The following is a 22,068-nucleotide window of genomic DNA, read 5'->3' as shown; positions in this document are numbered from 1 at the left end:
CTAGTCAATCGTAATGCCATACTTTTCATGATTCTCATCATACCAATCAATCAAGTCCAAAGCCGTTTGATAGGTAATATTTTTGATTTTACTCGTTCCCTTCGTCAAAGTCGCCAAGCTCATTTTGCTGATGTTTGTTTCAGTTGCGACACGATAGCTCGTCAAGCGACCGTCAACCATCAGTTGAACAACGGCTTCCACTTTTCTGTATTCGGGAGTTGAGTAGATATCAATTGTATTGCTCATCTTACTTCCATTCCTCAAATTTTATTCTTGTATAGATTATATACTTATTTTCTTTATTTATTAATAATTTTGCTCAAATTGGATTAATTTCACTAATTATTGATGTTTTTCCACCCCAAATAGGAGGATTTTGGCCTTATACGGCGAATAATTTCCCCCAGGTGGGAAGAAAAAATAAAGACTGCTATATGATAGCAGCCTCTATTTTTCACAAACTAATTCGCCTTAGTCTGCTTGTTTATCAGTGTTTTCTTCCTTCTTTGTGTCTTTTTCTCTAATCACAAGGACACCATCTTCCATGTCTGCTTCAAGATGTTTAGCATCCAAGTTATCCAAGTGGAAGTCTGTGACTTTGTCACGGATTTGTTGTTCAACTACCCGACGGAGTGGACGAACTCCCATCACTTCATCATAACCTTCTTCAGTCATATATTCTTTGGCTGCATCGCTCACTGCCAAGTCGATTTCTTTCTTAGAAAGGGTCTTATTGACATCTACCAACATCAAATCAACAATCTTAGAAAGGTCTTCCTTGCTCAAGTGTGAGAATTCAATGACAGCGTTGAAACGGTTCAAGAATTCTGGACGGAAGTAAGGTTTCAAACGATCCATGAGTTCTGGTTTATCCGCATCTTCTGTCAAGTTGGCTTCGTAACCAAAGCCAGCGTTTGAAGTGGCGATAATCACAGTGTTCTTGAAGTTTACAGTGTTCCCTTGACCATCAGTCAAACGACCATCATCCAAAACTTGGAGAAGAAGTGTGATCACTTGAGGATCCGCCTTTTCAATTTCGTCAAGAAGGACGATTGAGTAAGGGTTACGACGAACACGTTCTGTCAAAGTATTGCTATTGTCATCATAACCAACATAACCAGCTGTTGTACCAATCAATTTAGAAACGGCTGTACGGTCGCTGTATTCTGACATGTCCAAACGGATGATGGCATCTTTGGTACCGAACATATCAAGAGCCAATTGTTTAGCCAACTCAGTCTTACCAACACCAGTAGGACCTACAAAGAGGAAGCTACCGATTGGGCGGTTACCTTCGTCAAATCCTGCACGGTTCCGACGGATAGCACGTGCCACTGCTTCAACGGCTTTATCTTGACCGATAACCTTGGTTTGCAAACGGTGACCCATATCTTTCAAACGTTCGATATCAGTTGCACCCATTTGTGACACTGGAATACCCGTCATCCGTTCTACAGATTCGGCCACATCGTTGATTGTTGCTGTTACTTTATGGTCTTCCGTATGGTTTTCAATTTTCTTTTCAAGTTCTTCGATACGAACTTTTGCATTAAGAGCTGCTTCGTAATCTTCTTTAGCAGCTGCAGCTTCTTGTTTAGCTTTTTCTTCTTCAATTTCATGTTCCACAGCATGGACATCTGTTACTGGATGTTGGGCTGCCAAGTGAGCAGCTGTCACATCGACCAAGTCAATGGCCTTATCAGGCAAGCTACGTTGTGGAATGTATTGGATCGAATAATCAACCGCTGCTTTCAAAACTTCATCTGGCAAGATGACATTGTGGTGTTTTTCATAAAGATCACGGATCCCTTGGAGAATCTTGAAAGTATCTTCAGCTGATGGAGCATTGACTTTCACTTCGTTGAAACGACGAGCAAGAGCTGCATTCTTCAAGATGGTGTTACGGTATTCATCTTGAGTCGTTGCCCCAATGACTGTCAATTCCCCACGTGAAAGAGCAGGTTTGATGATATCCGCAAGACCTTTAGAGCCTTGACCATCACCTGTGCTACCTGCACCAAGGATTTGATGGATTTCATCAAAGAAGAGAATAACATTTCCCATAGCTTTGACTTCTTGGATCAGATTTTGAATATTTTCTTCAAAGCTACCACGGTATTGCGTACCAGCTTCTAGACCAGAAATATCAATCGAGATGATTTCTTTGTTTTTGATAGCCGCTGGAACATCCCCGTTCACAATAGCTTGTGCCAAACCTTCTACAACTGCTGTTTTACCAACACCGGCATCCCCTACAAGGACAGGGTTGTTCTTGGTACGACGAGACAAGATTTCAGCCGTTTCTTGAATTTCTTTATTACGTCCGATGACCGGATCCAATTTTCCTTCACGGGCTTCTTCGGTCAAGTTACGACCAAGTTTTGCAAGGATCCCATCTTGTTTCATTCCTTTACCTTGATGGTGTTGCACTTGCTCACTTCCTTCATTTGGAAGTTGACCAGTTTGGCGGTAAATAGCGAATTCTTCTGGTGTCACTTCACGACCGTTGATCATGTAGCGACGGCTTTCAGAACGAAAACCACCCATGTTTCCCATTAGTTGATTGAAAAGATCATCCATATTGTTAAAGTTGTTGTTCATATTGTATACCTCTAATTTACATAATTTTAATTCATTCTTGAAAATTAGCAGACCAATTGGCTGCTGTTTGATTGTTTACATAATTTTAATTCATTTATTTAATAATAGCCCTACAGGCTAACAGTTTCTATTTTTCCTTTTATCAATTAGTTGTCTTAATTCTGGAAATAGCATATCACCATCTCCTTTCCACTATTGATCTTGTAAACCAGTAGGCTTTTTCAACCTCTTTTTGTTTACATAAATTATTATAGCGCAGACTGAATTCTTTGTCAACACTTTTTTACATAATTTTTTAAATTTATTAAAAAAATCTGGAGTCACTCCAGATTCCATATTTAAATAGAAGTTCTTGGCTAGATAGATTTAAATTTACCAGCTTTTTCTTGAATAACCGTCTGTACATTTTTAGCAAATTGACCCACCATGGATTGATCCAGTTGCTTTCCAACGACCTGGACGTCTTCTTCGGCTACTGTTGTAATCGCAGTCAAGCCATCATTGTAACGTTTCTCAACTCCTGCCTTGCAGGTCAATAAAACGGGCGCATAGACAACCCGGATTAAATCTTTTTCAAGTTTCTTTCGGCTTTCGATGATCCTCATCTTATCTTTCATATCTAAATCAAAGAAATCTTTGACTGGACTATCACCCATACTTCCTCCTCTTCTATACTATGAAACTTTATCTTGTGCAAACTCCTCTTCCAGTTGGCGTCTATCTTTCCGGTAGGATTGCCATAAATTCTCTTCCTCGATTTCGATCTGTTTTAAGGCTACTTGTGCAGCTTCTCTAGCTTCGAGATCATACTCTTCGATACAGCGATGGAGGGACTCCCATCCACAACTGACATCAACCTCCTGCTTTTGTAAAAAGGAAGCTGCCATCGCATATTCTTCTTCCAGCATCTGGGTGAAGAGCTGCTGTTTTCTTTCCACTAGGCAACGCTTTTCATCTAGCTCCAAGCGCGCTTTTTGGAACTCTCTTTCCAAGTGATCTAGTTTCTTTTCCTTTTTTGAAAGAGTAGATGAAATTAATAAGCTAGTTGTTCCCACTGGTTCATTTCTCCGGCTATTTCTTGATCTTTTGCTTTTAAGAGCTCAATTCCTGCATTCACTTGCTCGTTTAAAGCATGAAATTCATTCGATAAGGACTGATATGCAGCCAAACGGTTGTCGAATCTTTCTCTTACTTCAGTGACAACTGTTTGCCTTGTTGCACCAGCCTGTGCATAGGCCTCTTCTACTTCGGAAAGATTGAGAATGAAGCCTTTCGGAACGGTCTGTAATACTTTCTCCAAAGCTTCTAAATCTGTATCCAGTTGTGCCTTAGATTTCTGAGCTTGCTCCAGCCCTTCATCCACTACTCGAATCAGCTCATCAGAAGCCAAGCGCGCCTGCAAAGCATCCAAATAGATCCGTTCACTTGAGCTCAGTCCACCACCTGTTTTTTGCAATTTATCCTTTAAGCGATAGTAAACCTTCATCCGCTCTTCAATGATTTCCTTGCGAGTGATGGCTTCCGTTCCCTTTTCAAGAACCAAATTCCCATCCTTATCATAGATATAACCATGCATCATGTGCTGCAGGCCAGTATTTTTCAAATTCTTAGTTTTGAGGTGCTTGACTATCCCACTGGATTCCTTGCTTCCAGAATCCTGATAGCCCAAGCTAACCAAATCTTTATGGTCAATGTGGTTGTAGATTTTGTACTTCAGCGCATCTATACGCGCTTTTTGCTCGGGTGTTAAGATGGGATAGGCATTAGGGCCATTATATAGGTGTACGGTCCCAATATGAGAAGCTTCCTCTTCCGTCAAGCAGGCAAGCGCATACTGAATATTCATAGACCCCAGAGAGTGACCGTATAGATCGATCTTGGCATTGGGATATTTTCGGATCACCTCTTTCAAATGAGCTGCAGCATCTTTAAACTGCGGAGGCGGGAAAGTCCCGTTTTCATCATTGTATTTTTTTAAAAAAGCAGCTCCCACTAAAGCGGGAAATTTAACCTGTTCTTCGGCTGTTCTTTCTGCAAAAAAGCCGACCACATCTGATGCTTTTTCCTGTACGAAATTGCTGACAGGATTATCCAGCGCTTTTTTCATAAACCTACCTAAGGGAGTGGCCTCCGATGGAAGATTAACAGATGTAGGAATAATTGCATCTTCAAAAGCTTCTACAGCATTGTTAAAACCATCTTTAGCCTTATCTCGCGCATAATTCTTCGCATATTTTGTTGCATACTCGCTTGCACCACCAGGGTTCAAAATATTGGAAGCTGCTGGCAAATCTGTCTTTACCCAATCCGTATATGTATCATGGAGTAATTTTTGTGTACTTATTTCAGTTTCAGATCCCTTCATCAAGACAGTCACGTCATGGATTTGGGCACGCGCTTCATCAGAAGCAGTATAGGGGACTGCATTTTGTTGCGCGCCTTGGCCATTATTAGTAAGAACGAAGACCTGCTCCTCATTGTCATTTACGTTATCATAAATATGGGCAACATTACCAATGTATTCGTCTTTCTTCGTCCCAATTTTAAACTTTCCATTTATTTTGACATCTTTTTCGTATTCAAGTAGAGCAGCTTTAACATTTTGTTGATCATTGAAATTTAAATTATTAGCCATTATCACTCCTTATCTAATAAATCACTTAACTCCTCTGTTTCCCCAAAATAGGTCTCTTCATATTTCCCTGTTGTAGCGTCCTCTTGTATAGTTGTGCTTAAAACTAATTTTTCATCATTATTTATAACTATTTTTACTAATAGCCCTCCCATCGGATTATAATCTAAATCATCTTTAGAGATTTTATATGATTTTATTTTTCCTTCTGGAGTAAGAGCTTTAGGATCTAATTTTTTCAACATATTTTCAATCGCCACTTTCATCTTCTTACTCTCTGCGATTTGAATCATTTCTTGTTTCTTGGCAGATTGTCCATTAAAAAAGCTACAACCTCCCAAACTTAAACCAAATAGTATCATAACTAATACAATAAATTTACTTTTTTTCATCTTCTTCCCATTCTTTCTTCAGGTTTCTTAGAATTTATTATACAAAATTCTATTCATACCTGAAATGTTACTTTTGTTAAAAAATGTTGCCAAATCGTTACAAGCACTAGCTATTAATGTAACATATTGGTTTTGATACAGAAATGTTTCTATTTACCTATATTAGGGGTATTTACCTAATTGAGTCTATTTTCCAGTCTCTTCTGCTTTACTTAACAGATCATCTAATTTTGCTGAAATACCGTAACTACCTGCTCCGAACTGTCCTGAATCTTCCATTTGAACAGTCGTATCGATCGTTAACTTTTTATCGCCATTGATCACAAGATAGACATTCATCCCTCCCATTGGATTGTATTCCAATTCACCTTTTATCAGGGTATAGGAGTGAATGACTCCTTCTGAAGTGAAAGCTTTAGGATCGATACTGATTAACAAGTGTTTTATCGCTCGCTCCATTTTCGTGCTTTCTGCAATCTGAATCATTTCCCTTCTCTCAGCAGCTTTATCCGTAAAAAGACTGCAACCTCCTAGAAACAAAGTCAGTAAGAATAGTAGTACAAATCGTTGTTTTTTATCAGTCATATTTCCCTCTCACTTATATTATTCGTAATGATTTTTAAAAAATGACCCAATTTTTAAAAATTTTTTCCAGATCCTAAAAAACACACCCTTACTGGGTGTGTCTCCTGTTAAATCATGTATTCAACGCTATAAGTGGCGTCGGATAAAATCCGTGAAAGGAATTGTTTGGTTCGCTCTTCTTTTGGACTGTTGAAGAATTCATGGGGTTCGTTTTCTTCGATGATGTGTCCGCCATCCATAAAGATGACGTGGTTGGCCACATCACGCGCAAAGCCCATCTCATGGGTTACGACAACCATGGTCACTCCTTCTTGGGCCAATTGCTTCATGACATCTAAGACGTCACCGACCAACTCTGGGTCTAGCGCTGAAGTCGGCTCGTCCAGCAAGATCACGTCTGGTTTCACTGCGATGGCACGCGCGATTCCGATCCGTTGCTGCTGGCCACCTGACAATTGAGAAGGATAGTAATCCTTATAAGCAAGAAGACCAACTTTTTCAAGGGCTGATTCTGCCCGTTGGATGGCTTCTTCTTTTGGAATCTTACGAGCTACAACCAGTCCTTCTAAGATATTTTCAAGCGCTGTTTTGTTGGCAAAGAGATTGTAATGCTGGAAGACAAAGGCTGTCTTTTGGCGGATTTCTAGAATCTCTTTTTTGCTGAGTTTTGAGAGGTCGTACTCTTTTCCACCTAGGGTGAGGTGCCCTGTATCTGCCTTTTCCAAGTGGTTAAGGCAGCGAAGGAAGGTTGTTTTTCCTGATCCAGATGGACCCAAAATAACGACGACATCCCCTTGGTTGACCTTGAGATTGACATCTACCAGGACCTGGTGGTCCTTAAATTTTTTCGATACGTGTTCTACTTCTAACATCTTTTCATTTCTCCTTCTTCTATGCGAGTGTCAGGCGTTTTTCTAAGCGATTGAATCCCCATTGAATCACCCCACAAATGACAATATAAAGAATAAAAATCACTAGATAGGATTCAAAATATTGATAGCCATAAGAGGCTTCGACCTTGGCAATGGCGGTGATATCCTTGATGGTCATGACAAAGACAAGGGAGGTTCCTTTGACCAAGTTGATAACCAAGTTACACAAATTGGGAAGGGCTGAACGCAAGGCTTGTGGAAAAACAATGCGGATGTAGGCTTGGCGATTAGTCAAACCAATGGCTTGCGCTGCTTCTAGCTGGCCCTTATCCACAGTCAGAATGGCTGACCGTAGAATTTCAGCAAGACTCCCCGTTGTCATCAAGCTAAAGATGATAAAGGCATAGTAAATGGGATTGATCTCAAAGACATTAAAGTGACTACCAATACTCTTAAAAAAGCTATTTAAGAGACTGGGAAAGAGACTATAAAAGAAGAGAATCAAGAGAATCGGAGGTGTCGCGCGGATAAAAGCTAAGTAAATCACTGAGAAACTGCGAACACCTTTGACCTTATAAATCTGACCGAGTGCCAAAAAGAGGGCTGGAAAGAAACTCAAAAGAATTGATACGACCATGATCATAAGGGTCACTGGAACACCACCCAAGGTGGCTAGAAATGCTTTACTAATAAAATTGAAATCCATAAGCTACCTTTCTGTTACACTGAGTCGTTTCTCAAGGAGTTGAGCGGAGAAGGAGATCACAAGGGCAATTCCCCAGTAGATCACTGCGACAGCTGTATATGTTTCGAGGGAATAATTCCCAAGATTGCGGCTGATCAAGTTGTTGCCTGCTCCCATGATATCGATAAAGCCAATGGTATAAGCCAAAGCGGCATCGCGCATGAGGTTCAAGATGGCAGTTGTCATATTTGGAAGAGCCACGCGAAAGGCTTGAGGAAGGACAATCCGCCAAATGGTTTGAGCCGGCGTCAAGCCAATACTCAAGCCCGCTTCCATCTGACCTTTTGGAATGGCCAAATAGGCTGCCTTGAAGACCTCAGAGATCATCGCAGCAAAGAGAAGAAACATGGCAACAAGGACAAAGACAAACTTGGACCAGTGGTCAATGTCAATGCCCAACCACCAGTTCAAAAATTGGGGCAGTCCATAAAAGACCAAAAAGAGCAAGACAATCGGAGGGGTACAACGCAAGGTAAAGACATAACCTTTTGCCAGACCTGCTCCTACCTTATCTTCTGATACTTGTGCCCAGGTCAAAACCAAGCCAAATGCAGAACCGAGAACCGTCGTTAACACCATCAAAGCCAGGGTCGCCGGTAGAGCTTGGACCAAGGTTGGAAGAAATGACCAGACCTTGGAAATGTCGTATGAGACCATGTTTCTTTTCCTTTCTGTATCCGTATAGAAATAAGGAAGCTGGGGCTATGCGCACCCAGTTCCATCTTATTTCTCTTTATCTACATAACTGAAGACATCTTCACCGAAATATTTTTTCGACAATTTAGCAAGTGTGCCATCTTTTTCTAATTCTTTGATGGCCTTGCTGTATGCTTCCGCAAATTTTTCGTTTTTCTTATCCTTATGGATCAATGGGTAAGTTGGAATTCCTTTGTAGGCAAACCAGCTCAGTTTATCCGCATATTGGTGGTAAGAACCATCTTTATCTGTGACAGCTTTTTCAAAGGAAAGTTTGATGTCAAAGAAGGCATCGTAACGTCCTTCAAGAACCCAAGCATAAGCATCTGCGACTTTGAAAGATTCCGCAGCTGTTAATTCGATTTGTTGGTCTTTATGCTTTTCATTGTATTCTTTAATAACATTCCACTGCGCATTTTGTGGTGAAATTGGAACCAATTTTCCTTTTTCTTTAGCGAAGTCATCGATATTCTTGTATTTATTCGCATCTTCTTTCCGTACGGTAAATCCGATGATACTTGCTCCAATTGGTTCTTTTGGAATGATAAATTTCTTGGCACGTTCTTCGGTATACCAAGCTCCTTTGGTTCCGATATCGTATTTACCAGATTCTAGACCGATCAAGAGATCGTCATCACTTGTTCCAGTGTACTCAAACTTGTAGTCTGGTAATTTTTCGTCAATGGCTTTGAGAACGGCTACTTCATAACCATCTGATTCTCCTTTTTCATCAACGAAATCATACGGTACATAGTTTTGAGTGTGGGCTACTTTCAAGGTTGTCACCTTGTTCGATCCTGTTGAGCCTTTACTGTCGTTTGCATGGTTCAAGCTCCGTCCAAGAATGGTTGCACCTGCAATGGCAAGCACTGCCACCCCACCGATAATCCATGTTTTTTTACTCATACTTTGTTCTCCCTTTTTCTATTTTCCTTATTCTGCTGCAGCTTCACGAACCCATTCGATTCGTTCTTCATCAATGTCACTTGGAATCGTACAATCGGCACCAATGACCAATCCTGTCGTTCCTGTTTCTGCGATGATGCGTTTGGTTTCTGCTTGGATCGCAGCCTTATCTCCTGTGTAAAGAAGACCATTTTTACCATTTTCAAAACCACCAAGAACCGTGCGTCCACCGAAGATTTCGCGTCCTTCTGCTAGGCTGATGCCTTCTGGTCCGACTGCCCAGTTAATGACTTGGGCTGGGTAGTCTGTGAAGAGATGGATATCATTGCGAGCTCCTTCGTAGCCACAGATATGAAGAATATTTACGCCACCGGCTTCCTTAGCTGCCTCTAAGACATGGAGTTCACTCGGTGCAATAATGGTTTTATAGACTTCTTGTGTAACCCGCGCATCTTGGATACTTTGAACACTGAGGTAGATCCCGTCTGCTCCTGCTTCTTTAATAATTCGTTGGCTCAAACTTGCAATATCTTGGCCAATTGTATCCAATACTTTTTTAAGAGTTGCTGCATCTTGATCGATAAAGTTGGCGATCAAGTCATCTCCTCCTGAAACTTCTCCGACCAACCATTTGAAGTAGGTCACTGGAGCAAAGATATTGTAGATAGCCACAATGTCTTCTTCAAAACCGGCACGGATTTTTTTAACGAGCTCTACTTGCTCTGTGATCCATGGATGATCTGCTCCGAGTGGTTCAATCCCTGCTAAGTCAGAGATATTTTCAAGGCCTTTGTGAATGGCTGGATTTGGATAAGCAAAGTAACCATCACTCATGAGTTTGACAAAGTCTGGTTTGACCTTGTGAAGGAAGTTTTTATGGCCATTGAGGTTTTTTTCAATAATTTCCGGATTTGAAAATCCTTTCAACCATTCTTCTTCTGTTGTAAAATGATGCCAAAATCCAACTGGCACACGGTCGACTGCTTCTCCTTTGAAAGCTTTTAACACTAATTCTCTTTTTGATGACATGTTCTTACCTCGTTCTATTCTTTTCTTGTTTGTTATCTTATCACTTCGATAATTGTTTGACTAATATATATTTTTTATCAAGCTCTTCATCTTTTTTTATCACTGATCTTCGAGAAGAAGAATTCCTGCTAGATCAGACGGGCGAAGGAGGGAGAGACTATGGGCTGGAATTTTCTCCAGTCTTGCCATATCTGGATCTTTTTTTGCTTTCCCCTGACTACTTGCTAGAGCAGCTTTACTAAGCCCTAGAAGCAAAAACAAAACGGTTACCAGGATACACCATACATTGATCTTTTTCATCTCCCTCTCCTTTCTTCTTACAATACAGCTGCTTGACGTACCCAATCTAAGCGTTCCAATTGGAAATCATCTGGCACGGTACAGTCTGCTCCAAGGATCAAACCACGACTTCCGGCTTCTGCCACCAAGCGACGCGTTTCTTGCTCAATAGCTTCTCGTTCCCCTTGATAGAGCAAGCCTTTTTTGCCATTGACAAAGCCACCCAAAACGGCACGATCGCCGAAAAGTTTGCGACCTGCGGATAGGCTAAGGCCTTCATGATGGGTCGCCCAGTTAATGACTTGAGCTGGATAATCCTTGAAGAGTTCCACTTCATTGCTGGCCCCTTCAAAACCACAGATATGAAGGATATTGATGCCTCCAGCTTCATTGGCTGCTGCTAGGACAGCGATATTGCTCGGTTCAATGATCTTGCGGTATTCTTCATCTGTCACACGCTCATCTTGGACCTGCTGGGTTGAGAAGTAAATCCCTTCAATACCTGCTTCTTGGATCAAGCGGCGACTTAAAGTAGCGATGTCTCCTGCAATCACGTCAAGGACATGAGCTAAAGTTTCTGGATCTTCCTTGATAAAGTCTGCAATCACTTGGTCTCCACGGGATTGGTCCGTACGGAACCAGCGTTTCAAATAAGAAATGGGCGAGAAGATATTGTAGAAAGAAGCAATCTCTTCATGGAAATGGGAACGAATCTCCTTGACCACTTCGATTTGTTTTTCAATCCAAGGATGATGCTCTCCAATCGGTTGAATATCCTTCAATTCTCGGATCGATTTGATCTCTCTCGAATAAAGAGCACTCGGATAGCGGAAGAAGCCATCGCTCATGATCTTGACAAAATCAGGTGAAATTTCTTCAACATAGTGTTGGTGTCCCTTAATACTTTTTGCTACTACAGCCGGATTGTCTAGACCCAATTCTTTTTCTTCTTGGGTCACATAATGGAGCCAAAATCCTACAGGGATTCGCTCTACTGTTTCGCCTCGAATGGCACGAAGAACCAATTCTTTTTTACTCATACTGTGCATCCTCCTCAATATTTCTCCAATAGAAAGGCTAACTGCTTTCCTTCTGGAATTTGTAACCATGATATCACCTCGAAAAGTAGCTGACTAATATATTTTCCCTATCAAGGCCTTAAAATTTCTTTATTAAAAAAGGTATCAAAAAAACGCAAGTCCTTGAAAATAGGGACTTGCGGGTATCTTTCTTTATTCTTTCATTTTAGAAGAAAAGGACCGCTTTGATCTTTTCTTGATCCGGTTATAGCAAAAAACTATACCCCTTCTTTTAAAGGAAAAAATGGCGTATGTTAAAGCAAAGAAACCTTTCATAACAGCATTTTTCCTCCTTTGTTCTTTTCACCGATTCCTAGACACCTTCTCCTCTTTCTTGTCAGGCAAGATTGAAAGGAGTATAATTTTTATAGAATAATTTTAAGGAGTGTACGGTTTATGAAAACAACAAAAACCACCTTTACCATCGTTTCTGCTCTTGCTTCTGTCATTTTACTGACGAGTTGTGGAAGCAATACCACTAAAACGCAAGAGACAAAAGCGAGCAGCACTAAAAATCAGGTGACGATGACCTATGACCAGCAGCGCTCACAAGAAAATACCATGTCTGTCCTTTGGTACCAAAAGGCAGCAGAAACCAAGGCTTTGTATTTACAAGGCTACAATGTGGCTACTGACCGTTTGAAAGAGATCCTCCAAACTCCTTCTGATAAGCCTTATTCCATCGTCTTGGATTTGGATGAAACTGTTTTAGACAACAGCCCTTACCAAGTTCAAAACGTCAAAGATGGTACGGCCTTCAATCCTAAAGATTGGGATGTTTGGGTGAAAAAAGCAGCCGCAAAAGCGGTGCCAGGTGCCAAAGATTTCCTTCAATACGCGGATCAAAACGGGGTTCAAATCTACTACATTTCTGACCGTACAACCTCTCAAGTAGATGATACCATCAAAAACCTTGAAAAAGAAGGCATTCCTGTTCAAGGACGTGACCACCTCATGTTCTTAGAAGATGGCGTCAAATCAAAAGAAGGCCGTCGCCAAGCTGTACAAGAAAAGACCAATCTTGTCTTGCTATTCGGGGACAACCTGGTCGACTTTGCAGACTTCTCTAAGACCTCTGAAGCTGATCGTGACAAAAAATTGGACGAATTGCAAAAAGAATTTGGTGAAAAATTCATCATCTTCCCAAATCCAATGTATGGATCATGGGAATCTGCTGTTTACCAAGGTAAAAAACTAGATGCCAAGGGACAAACCGAAGAACGCCTCAAAGCCTTGCAAGGTTTTGATAAATAAAGCAAACATCCTCGCTAGGAAAAACCTAACGAGGATGTTTTTTCTATATAGAATAGACAAATTTATTCAACTGTTACAGACTTAGCAAGGTTCCGTGGTTTATCAACATCGAGTCCACGATGAAGGGTTGCAAAGTAGGCAATCAATTGGGTTGGCACCACCATTGAGATTGGAGAGAGGTAAGGGTGAACCGCTGTCAAGACCAAATCATCTGTCTCTTTAGCGACATTTTCTTCTGCAATGGTTAAAACATGGGCCCCACGTGCTGCCACTTCTTGGATGTTCCCACGTGTGTGGCTGGCTAGGACTGGATCTGACAAGAGGGCGATGACCGGTGTACCCTCTTCGATCAGAGCGATGGTACCGTGTTTCAACTCACCCGCAGCGAAGCCTTCACATTGGATGTAAGAAATTTCTTTTAGTTTCAGACTGGCTTCCATAGCAACATAGTAATCTTGGCCACGTCCGATATAGAAAGCATTGCGGGTTGTTTCCAACAAGCCACGGACTTTTTCGTCGATCACTTCTTTTTCTGAAAGGGTTGATTCGATCGATTGGGCAACGATAGACAATTCGTGCACCAAATCAAAGGCTTTGGCCTTCTCATTGCCATTGGCTTCCCCAACAGCTTTCGCAAGAAAGGCAAGGGCTGCGATTTGAGCCGTATAAGCCTTAGTAGAAGCTACCGCAATTTCAGGACCAGCATGGAGCAACATGGTCATGTCTGCTTCACGTGAAAGAGTTGAACCTGGAACATTGGTCACTGTCAAGCTTGGAATTCCCATTTCATTTGCTTTGACCAATACTTGGCGGCTATCGGCCGTTTCACCAGATTGGCTGATAAAGATGAAGAGTGGTTTCTTGCTGAGAAGTGGCATACCATACCCCCACTCAGATGAAATACCGAGTTCTACTGGAGTATCTGTCAACTCTTCCAACATTTTTTTAGACGCAAATCCAGCATGGTAAGAGGTACCAGCCGCAAGGATATAGATGCGGTCTGCTTCTTGAACAGCCTTGATAATAGCTGGATCTACCACTACTTGACCAGATTCATCTGTATAGGCTTGGATCAGCTTACGCATGACAGTTGGTTGCTCATCGATTTCTTTGAGCATGTAGTATGGGTAAGTCCCTTTTCCAATATCAGAAAGGTCGAGTTCAGCCGTGTAGCTAGCCCGTTCTTTGACGTTGCCATCATAGTCTTGCACTTCAACGCTGTCAGCCTTGACAATGACCAACTCTTGGTCATGGATTTCCATGTATTGATTGGTTTCACGAATCATGGCCATGGCATCAGAGCAGACCATATTGTAACCATCGCCAAGACCGATCAAGAGTGGTGATTTATTTTTTGCCACATAGATGGTGCTTGGATCTTCCGCATCCATCAAAGCAAAAGCATAGGCCCCACGGATGATGTGGAGGGCTTTTTTGAAGGCTTCGAGCGTAGACAAGCCATCTTCTTCAGCAAATTTTCCGATCAAGTGGGCGGCGATTTCTGTATCTGTTTGCCCCTTGAAATGGTGACCTGCTAGGTATTCTTCCTTGATTTCAAGGTAGTTTTCAATGACCCCATTGTGGACCAAAACAAAGCGACCTGTTTCAGAGCGGTGTGGGTGGGCATTGTCCTCAGTTGGTTTTCCGTGAGTGGCCCAGCGGGTATGTCCGATCCCAGCTGTCCCTTCAACACCTTCTGCCTTAGTTGACAATTCTGCAATGCGGCCAACTGCCTTTACCAATTGGCTCTTGCCTTCACTAGCCAGGAAAACACCCGCAGAGTCATAGCCTCGGTATTCGAGTTTTTCAAGTCCTTGAATCAAAATATCAGTAGCATTTGTATTTCCTACAACACCAACGATTCCGCACATAGTTTTTACGATATAGCCTTGCTATACTTTCCCCTTTACTTAGTCAAACGACCCATGGTCGATTTCTCAGTTACTTTAAAATTGGTCTAGTCTAATTTGACCAAAAAGCAACCAGCGGAGTCAGTATACAATGCTTCTTCCAGTTTGTCAACTAGGAAATTCAAGAAAATTGGTCTAGTTAAGTTAGGGTTAAGATTAGAGACAAAGTCATCTAAGAAAATTTCCACTGTAAGAAAAATGCCTGAAACAGAATGGTTTCAGACATTCGGAATAATTGAGAGTCAAACCGTTTGGGGAACTGTTTGACTCCAAACTTTAAAACGACAATGCGAGGAGGCTCAAATTGAACGAAACACAGGCTGCGGATTTTGATTTAGTCTTCAAATCCATTGGCTTGGCTTAGCTCTTTAAACCAATGGCCAGATTTTTTGAGGGTTCGTTTTTGACTTTCGAGGTCCAACTCAACTAAGCCATAGCGGTTCTTGTAGCCATTGAGCCATGACCAGCAGTCAATAAAGGTCCAGATCAAATAGCCTTTACAGTTGGCACCATCTTGAATAGCCCGGTGGAGCTCACGAAGATGGTCTTTGACAAAGTCAATCCGGTAGTCGTCTTGGATCACACCATCCTTGCGGAATTTTTCCTCTCCTTCAACCCCCATTCCATTTTCTGTCAGGATCCACTCGATATTGCCATAGTTTTCCTTGATATTTTGGGCAATGTCATACAAACCTTGCTCATAGATTTCCCAACCTCGGTGGGGATTGATCTTGCGCCCTGGCATAACGTAAGGTTCATAAAATTGCTCAAAGAGTAGGGGAGATGCTGGATTTGGAGCATAACGAGGAGCTGCTACACGGAGTGGTTGATAATAGTTAACCCCTAGGTAATCCACTGTATTTTCCTCGATCAAGCGCAATTCAAAGGGGTCATAATCCGGCAAGAGATCACGCTCCCGCAGGATCTCCACTAATTCTTCAGGATAATGACCAAGAACAGATGGATCTAAAAAAGATTTGGCTTGAAAGAGCTCGGCAATGCGCGCAGCTTTCACATCTTCTGGATGCTGGCTCCGAGGATAGGCTGGTGTCAAATTGAGCACAATCCCAATACGATAGTTAGGATCCACCTCATGACAGGCCTTGACCGCTAGAGAGCTTGCTAACTGGGTGTGGTAGGCTACTTTTACTGCTGCTGCCGCGTCTACCTTATGAGGAAAATGGGCATCATAAAAATAACCAAACTCCACAGGCACAATGGGTTCATTAAAGGTGATCCACTGATCAACCAGATCCCCATAGGTCTTGAAACAAAAACGCGCATATTCCTGGTAAGCATAGGCGGTTTCTTTATTTTCCCAACCATCCCCTTGCTCTTGAAGAGCCATCGGTAAATCAAAATGATAGAGGTTGACCAAGAGGTGAATCCCTTTTTCTTTAATCTTTTCAAAGACACGGCGGTAGAAATCAACACCTGCTTGATTGATTTCCCCTCGTCCTTCTGGGAAAATACGTGACCACTGAATAGAGGTTCGAAAGGCGGTGTGCCCAGTTTCTAACAAGAGGTCCAGATCCTCTTCCCAGTGTTCATAAAAAGTCGATGTTTTCTCTGGTCCTTGCCCTTGATAAAAGCGGTTGGGCTCGATCCTATACCAGTAATCCCAGAGATTGTCTCCCTTTCCATCCTGGGCTATACGTCCTTCTGTTTGAGGGCCCGAGGTCGAACTCCCCCATAAAAAATCCTTTGGAAATTGATACATGTCCTAATCCTCCTCATTCTACTAGCTCTATTGTAACGAATCCACCTCCAAAACCTAGGCACAATTTACAGTCTTTCTTACGCAGATTAAAGAAAAAGCCCCTTAGGAAAAATTCCTAAGGGAGCTGGTCCTCTTTACAATTGAGTCACGACATATTCAAAGAGCTTGCGATCTGCTGGGCTCTTGTCAAAACGCAGTTCCGGATGCCACTGAACGCCGAGGAAACGACTCTCATCTGTGGATTGAACAGCTTCTATGATGTCATCTTTAGGATCCCGCGCGATCACTTCTAGGCCATCTGCCAAGTCTTTAATACTTTGATGATGGAAAGAATTGATGCGACTGGTCTTACCATAAATCTCTTGCAGGACCGTCTGATCCTTGGTCACCAACTCTTGGCTGGTGTACTGACCTGGATTGTCCTGCCAGTGGTGTTCAATGTCTTGATGCAGAGTTCCCCCTAGAGCGACATTATAGAGCTGGGTCCCACGGCAGACGGTAAAGATAGCTTTTTTAGCCGCACGCGCTTCTTCAATCAAGGCCAACTCAAAGAGATCGCGTTTTAAGAGGTAGTCATCACTGTCGATGGTGATTTCTTCTCCGTAAAACTTGGGCAAGACATTTTGTCCACCGGTGATGATGAGCTTATCAATCATCGATATGTAGTCTTTGGCCAAGGCCGCATCTCCAATCGGCAAGATCAAGGGAATCCCTCCTGCCTCTTTGACCGCTTCGACAAAACCAGTCGCCGCATAGCTCATGTTCGCGTCTGGATCATCTGGGAAGGGTCTTTCATTTCCTGTAATTCCAATCACTGGTCTTATTTTCATGCTTATTTCCATATTCTTTCATTCATCTTCAAGGCTTATTGTAACACAATTTCAAGCCAGACTCAATGGAGATTTTTTTGAAGAGACAGTCAACAATTAGAATGAAAGGACTCAGCCATCTAACTTCTGTCAATAAGAGGCAATTCTGTTTCAAAGCCCCTGAGGATTCTTAAGTAGTTACTTTTCTTTAAACCACTCCATCCCTGGGGAATCCAGTATAATCTTGGTCAATTGTTGGGGGTTTTCCTGAGTCCCATTGATAATCCAGTCGACAATAAGTCCTGTCAAACCAGAAACATACATGGTAATAGCATAGCGCTCTGGCATTTGATAAGCTGCCACAATGACTGGTCGAGAACGTGGCGTAGACTCAATCATCCCCAAGATAAAATAACGAATGTTGTCTGCAAAACGAAAGCTTGGATTTTTTGCAATTTCAGCAAAAAAAGCACTGTTCTCTTGGAAATAAGACAAGATGGCTTCTAAGGCTTCTTTGGGATAAAAGGTTTCTTTCCTCAAAATCATACGAACCGTCGTTATGGTTTCTTCTTTTAATTGCTCTAAAAAATCCTGTTTATCTAGGTAGTGCAGATAAAATGTCGAGCGGTTGACACCCGCTTTTTTAGTTAACTGACTAATCGTTATATCCTCTAAACTTTTTGTAGCCAAAAGCTGAATGAAGGCTTCTTTAATATCTGACTTAGTTGTCGTTTGTCTCTGTTGCATACGAACCCCTTATTTCTACATATTGTTGATTAAAGTATATCTCGAATTTTGAAAATGTCAACTATCATCTGATATTTTCAGTTATGATTATCATATTTTCTTCGTTATTTCAACACATTGTTGTTTTCTGTTGTAGCAATCGTATTTAAAAAATCATAAAATAACCTTCGTAATTATTCAACAGGTTGTTGTTTTAGCAGCTGATAATTTTTAAAGGAGACAAATACACATGGCGTATATTGAAATGAAACATAGTTACAAACGGTATAAAACAGGTGATGTGGAAATCATCGCAAACAATGATATCACTTTCGAAATTGAAAAAGGGGAGTTAGTGATTATACTCGGTTCTTCTGGGGCAGGAAAATCAACTGTTCTCAATATTCTTGTTGGTATGGATACCAATGATGAAGGAAAGGTCGTCATCGATGGGAAAGACATCTCCAATTATAATGCGAAACAATTAACAGCCTATCGTAGAGACGATGTCGGATTCGTCTTTCAATTCTATAACTTGGTCTCAAACTTAACGGCCAAAGAAAATGTAGAGTTGGCTTCTGAAATTGTCGCGGATGCTAAAGATGCGGAACAAACTTTGATTGATGTTGGTCTAGGAAAACGCATCAACAACTTCCCTGCACAATTGTCTGGTGGTGAGCAACAACGGGTAGCTATCGCTCGCGCCGTCGCAAAAAATCCGAAAATTCTCCTCTGTGACGAACCTACAGGAGCCCTGGATTACAATACTGGAAAACAGGTCTTGAAGATTCTCCAAGACAAGGCTCGCAATGAAGGAGCTACCGTTATCATCGTCACTCACAACGGGGCGCTTGCACCTATTGCTGATCGTGTGATTCGTATGCATGATGCGCGTGTTCAAAGTATTGAACTCAATGCCCATCCACAAGATATTGATAGCCTCGAGTACTAGAAAGGATGTCTCATGAATCGTAAAACTTATTGGAAGGACGTGAGAAAGTCTTTCTCTAGTTCTAAAGGACGGGTGGTTTCTATTGCTTCACTCATGGCCTTAGGTTCTTTCGCTCTTGTGGGTCTAAAGGTGACGACACCTGATATGCAACACACGGGAACAAGCTATTTTACTAAACACCAAACAGCTGACCTCACAGTTACTGGTAGCTATGGACTGAACCAGTCAGATCAAGACCTCCTAAATCAAGTCTCATCAGAGGCAAACATTGAGTATGGTTACTTTAAAGATGTAGTACTGAAAGGTTCCACTGATTCCTTTCGACTATTTTCAAAACCAAAAGATATCTCAACTTATGAGGTTGTAAAAGGAAAACTTCCAAGTAAGCAAGGTGAAATTGCTCTTTCTTCAGTCTATCAAGATAACTATAAGATCGGTGACAAAATTGAGTTTTCTGAAAAAGAGGGTGACAATGGTAAGGATGTCTTAAAAGAACACAGTTTTACCATCACTGGCTTTGTTCAGTCTTCTGAAATCTTATCAAGTGTTGACCTAGGTTCATCGACAGCTGGTAGTGGGGAACTCAAAGGGTATGCGGTTGTTCCTGAATCTAGTTTTGATTCCGACGTCTACATGATTGCACGCTTAGCTTACAAAGACGTCCGTGGAGCTAACCCCTATACCCAGGATTACACTGACAAGGTTTCCAAACACGAGGATGAGCTTGAAAAATTAGTAAAAAATCAGCCTGCTAACCGTTTGAAAGAATTAAAAGCTGATCCACAGGCTAAGATTGACCAACAAACAAGACAACTTCAGAAAGCAGAAACGGAGCTTAACAAGAAACTTGAACAAGCGAAAGCCAGCGGTCAGGATAAGAATCCTCTTGTCCAGGGACAATTGACTCAGGCACAAGATGAAATCGCTGACAAGAAGGAGCAAATAAAGGAAGCTCAAGAAAAAATCGATAGCATTGCTGAACCAAGCTACGATGTCTACACACGTCGTGAAGCTCCTTGGTCAGAAGGGTACGTTTCATATGAGACCAACGCTTCTGTTTTTCAGAACCTCAGTAATATCTTCCCTGTTATCCTCTACTTTATTGCTGCCTTGGTTACCTTTGTAACAATGGGACGCTTCGTCGAAGAAGAACGGATTAAGGCAGGGACATTCAAAGCTCTCGGTTACCAAAACAAGGACATCATCCGTAAATTTATTATTTATGGATTCGTGACGAGCATGATTGGTACTGCTATTGGGGTTGCTGCTGGACATATTCTCCTTCCAACTATCATATACAATAGTTATAAAGAGCGAATCCTCCTCGCACCAATTGAGTTACACTTTTATCCATTTAAGACTCTTCTAGCTATTGTGCTTGGTCTTTTGTCCACAGTTCTTCCCGCTTTCATGGTAGCCAAGCGCGAATTAGGAGAAAAGCCAGCCCAACTTCTTCTTCCAAAACCTCCAACATCTGGTTCTAAGATTCTTTTGGAGCGCATCACCCCACTTTGGAACCGGATGAACTTTACACAAAAAGTCACTGCCCGTAATATTTTCCGATACAAGCAACGGATGTTCATGACTATTTTTGGTGTCTGCGGTTCCATCGCACTTCTCTTTGCTGGACTCGGTATTCGTTCTTCTATTGGAGACCTTAACACACGCCAATTCCCTAACATCATTCGCTATGATATGATTGTCGCAAACAAGGATCATCTGGATGGGCAGGAAAAGGAAAACATCCAAAAATTAATTAACGATAGCAAGGTCAAGGAACATCTTTCTATTCATTACGAAATGCTTTCAAAAGTGGCAGGAAATAATAACGATCGTCAAGATATCACAACCCTTGTGGTCAAAGACAAGGATCAAGAAACTCTACAACATTACATCAAGCTCAATAATCGTGAAACTGGTCAAAAACTCGATTTGACCGACAAAGGGATTATTATTTCTGAGAAATTGGCAGACTTAGCTGGCGTTTCTGTAGGGGATGAGTTAACCGTTCAAAATAGCCAAGACAAGGATATCAAACTCAAAGTTGCTGGTATTTCTGAAATGTATATGGGTCACTTCATCTTTATGAATGAAACTACTTACAGAAATGCTTTTGGTAAAGAGGCGAGCCAAAATGCTACTATTCTGACACTGAAGAATCACTCAGACAAAAACGTTGAGCAAACAGCCAGTCAATTTATGGAGCTTGATGGTGTCAAAGGGGTTGTTCAAAATACTACTCTAAAGGCACAAATCAAGACCATCGTCAACTCCCTTAGCCGTGTTATGGCAGTATTGATTGGGATTTCTGTTCTTCTTGCTTTAGTTGTTCTCTTTAATTTGACAAATATCAATGTTGCAGAACGTATCCGTGAGTTATCAACCATTAAGGTTCTAGGCTTCTTTAATAGAGAAGTGACACTCTACATCTATCGAGAAACCATTTATCTCTCTATCATTGGTATCTTGGTTGGATTCGGACTTGGTTGGGGATTGCATCAATACATGGTAGAGGTTATCCCTCCTGAAAATATTATGTTCAATCCAGGTCTGAGCTGGCTCATCTATGCCATTCCAACACTTGTTGTCATTATCATTCTGACAGGTCTCGGTATCTTTGTGAACCAACACCTTAAGAAAGTCAATATGCTCGAAGCCCTAAAATCTGTTGAGTAACATACGATCTAAGCTAATAAGTAGAGCTAAAGTACAAGGATAACTTCCTTATTCTAGACAAACGTCATTTTGGGCGTTTGTCTTTTTTATTTTTTAAATGATTTACTTTATCATCTGGTATTTCCATCCAAAAATCTGATTTTAAGTAAAATAAAAAGGGATATTCGCTATTCATTTCACCAATCTTTTGATATTTAACAAGGAG

21 protein-coding genes are annotated in these 22,068 nt (G+C 41.5%); 3 read left to right on the top strand and 18 right to left on the bottom strand.

The window, feature by feature from the left end; all coding sequences use genetic code 11:
- The 14 genes from NFR56_RS01180 to NFR56_RS01115 form a co-directional block, all read right to left on the bottom strand.
- Nucleotides 1-246: a hypothetical protein gene (locus tag NFR56_RS01180; protein WP_251457130.1), complete on the bottom strand. Its 246-nt coding sequence runs from the start codon at nucleotides 244-246 to the stop codon at nucleotides 1-3.
- Between the two features lie 225 nt (nucleotides 247-471).
- A complete protein-coding gene (locus NFR56_RS01175) occupies nucleotides 472-2,601 on the bottom strand; it encodes an AAA family ATPase (protein WP_070845809.1) in 2,130 nt (709 codons plus the stop codon).
- A 356-nt stretch (nucleotides 2,602-2,957) separates the two neighbouring features.
- Nucleotides 2,958-3,257: a hypothetical protein gene (locus tag NFR56_RS01170; RefSeq protein WP_049523162.1), complete on the bottom strand. Its 300-nt coding sequence runs from the start codon at nucleotides 3,255-3,257 to the stop codon at nucleotides 2,958-2,960.
- 18 nt (nucleotides 3,258-3,275) lie between these two features.
- Nucleotides 3,276-3,656 (bottom strand): hypothetical protein, encoded by a 381-nt coding sequence (locus NFR56_RS01165; protein WP_049474433.1) that lies wholly within the window; start codon nucleotides 3,654-3,656, stop codon nucleotides 3,276-3,278.
- Nucleotides 3,635-5,236 (bottom strand): lipase family protein, encoded by a 1,602-nt coding sequence (locus NFR56_RS01160; protein WP_134974673.1) that lies wholly within the window; start codon nucleotides 5,234-5,236, stop codon nucleotides 3,635-3,637. The genes NFR56_RS01165 and NFR56_RS01160 overlap by 22 nt, the downstream gene beginning before the upstream one ends.
- 2 nt (nucleotides 5,237-5,238) lie before the next feature.
- Nucleotides 5,239-5,625 (bottom strand): DUF1310 family protein, encoded by a 387-nt coding sequence (locus NFR56_RS01155; protein ID WP_070594768.1) that lies wholly within the window; start codon nucleotides 5,623-5,625, stop codon nucleotides 5,239-5,241.
- Nucleotides 5,626-5,811: 186 nt separating this feature from the next.
- Nucleotides 5,812-6,210, bottom strand: coding sequence for a DUF1310 family protein (locus NFR56_RS01150; RefSeq protein ID WP_070594767.1), 399 nt, complete (start codon nucleotides 6,208-6,210; stop codon nucleotides 5,812-5,814).
- A 107-nt stretch (nucleotides 6,211-6,317) separates the two neighbouring features.
- Nucleotides 6,318-7,082, bottom strand: coding sequence for an amino acid ABC transporter ATP-binding protein (locus NFR56_RS01145; RefSeq protein WP_003016067.1), 765 nt, complete (start codon nucleotides 7,080-7,082; stop codon nucleotides 6,318-6,320).
- Between the two features lie 19 nt (nucleotides 7,083-7,101).
- Entirely contained in the window at nucleotides 7,102-7,788 is a 687-nt protein-coding gene (locus NFR56_RS01140; protein ID WP_134974671.1) for an amino acid ABC transporter permease, read from the bottom strand.
- Between the two features lie 3 nt (nucleotides 7,789-7,791).
- Complete coding sequence (locus NFR56_RS01135; RefSeq protein ID WP_003004525.1) at nucleotides 7,792-8,484, bottom strand: amino acid ABC transporter permease; 693 nt, start codon at nucleotides 8,482-8,484, stop codon at nucleotides 7,792-7,794.
- Between the two features lie 66 nt (nucleotides 8,485-8,550).
- The gene (locus NFR56_RS01130) at nucleotides 8,551-9,429 is read right to left on the bottom strand and encodes a transporter substrate-binding domain-containing protein (RefSeq protein ID WP_003004175.1); all 879 of its coding nucleotides are present in this window, start codon (nucleotides 9,427-9,429) and stop codon (nucleotides 8,551-8,553) included.
- Between the two features lie 27 nt (nucleotides 9,430-9,456).
- Entirely contained in the window at nucleotides 9,457-10,458 is a 1,002-nt protein-coding gene (locus tag NFR56_RS01125; protein ID WP_134974670.1) for a uroporphyrinogen decarboxylase family protein, read from the bottom strand.
- 99 nt (nucleotides 10,459-10,557) lie between these two features.
- Nucleotides 10,558-10,758 (bottom strand): hypothetical protein, encoded by a 201-nt coding sequence (locus NFR56_RS01120; protein ID WP_003009954.1) that lies wholly within the window; start codon nucleotides 10,756-10,758, stop codon nucleotides 10,558-10,560.
- 17 nt (nucleotides 10,759-10,775) lie between these two features.
- Nucleotides 10,776-11,777 carry a uroporphyrinogen decarboxylase family protein gene (locus NFR56_RS01115; RefSeq protein WP_134974669.1) on the bottom strand — a complete coding sequence of 334 codons (1,002 nt, stop codon included), beginning with the start codon at nucleotides 11,775-11,777 and terminating at the stop codon, nucleotides 10,776-10,778.
- Between the two features lie 435 nt (nucleotides 11,778-12,212).
- Between NFR56_RS01115 and NFR56_RS01110 the strand changes: the two genes are divergently transcribed.
- Complete coding sequence (locus tag NFR56_RS01110; RefSeq protein ID WP_003004374.1) at nucleotides 12,213-13,070, top strand: 5'-nucleotidase, lipoprotein e(P4) family; 858 nt, start codon at nucleotides 12,213-12,215, stop codon at nucleotides 13,068-13,070.
- Between the two features lie 62 nt (nucleotides 13,071-13,132).
- On the opposite strand, the gene glmS is transcribed toward NFR56_RS01110, so the two are convergent.
- The 4 genes from glmS to NFR56_RS01090 form a co-directional block, all read right to left on the bottom strand.
- A complete protein-coding gene (gene glmS / locus NFR56_RS01105) occupies nucleotides 13,133-14,941 on the bottom strand; it encodes a glutamine--fructose-6-phosphate transaminase (isomerizing) (RefSeq protein ID WP_049482357.1) in 1,809 nt (602 codons plus the stop codon).
- A gap of 373 nt (nucleotides 14,942-15,314) precedes the next feature.
- Nucleotides 15,315-16,700 (bottom strand): 6-phospho-beta-glucosidase GmuD, encoded by a 1,386-nt coding sequence (locus NFR56_RS01100; RefSeq protein ID WP_251457125.1) that lies wholly within the window; start codon nucleotides 16,698-16,700, stop codon nucleotides 15,315-15,317.
- Between the two features lie 134 nt (nucleotides 16,701-16,834).
- Complete coding sequence (locus NFR56_RS01095; RefSeq protein WP_023919554.1) at nucleotides 16,835-17,530, bottom strand: gamma-glutamyl-gamma-aminobutyrate hydrolase family protein; 696 nt, start codon at nucleotides 17,528-17,530, stop codon at nucleotides 16,835-16,837.
- A gap of 177 nt (nucleotides 17,531-17,707) precedes the next feature.
- On the bottom strand, nucleotides 17,708-18,256 hold the full coding sequence (locus NFR56_RS01090) for a TetR/AcrR family transcriptional regulator (RefSeq protein ID WP_003009944.1): 549 nt from the start codon (nucleotides 18,254-18,256) through the stop codon (nucleotides 17,708-17,710).
- Nucleotides 18,257-18,485: 229 nt separating this feature from the next.
- Here NFR56_RS01090 and NFR56_RS01085 point away from each other — a divergent pair, with 229 nt between their 5' ends.
- Together NFR56_RS01085 and NFR56_RS01080 are read left to right on the top strand one after the other, a co-directional pair.
- Nucleotides 18,486-19,187, top strand: a complete 702-nt coding sequence (locus NFR56_RS01085; RefSeq protein ID WP_023919558.1) for an ABC transporter ATP-binding protein — start codon at nucleotides 18,486-18,488, stop codon at nucleotides 19,185-19,187.
- Between the two features lie 12 nt (nucleotides 19,188-19,199).
- The gene (locus NFR56_RS01080; protein WP_021154352.1) at nucleotides 19,200-21,863 is read left to right on the top strand and encodes an ABC transporter permease; all 2,664 of its coding nucleotides are present in this window, start codon (nucleotides 19,200-19,202) and stop codon (nucleotides 21,861-21,863) included.
- The last annotated feature ends 205 nt before the right edge of the window (nucleotides 21,864-22,068 follow it).

This window comes from Streptococcus caecimuris (assembly GCF_943193075.1).
GTDB lineage: Bacteria > Bacillota > Bacilli > Lactobacillales > Streptococcaceae > Streptococcus > Streptococcus caecimuris.
The sequence above is the reverse complement of the archived record's forward strand: the minus strand, read 5'-3'. Positions and strand labels throughout refer to the sequence as shown.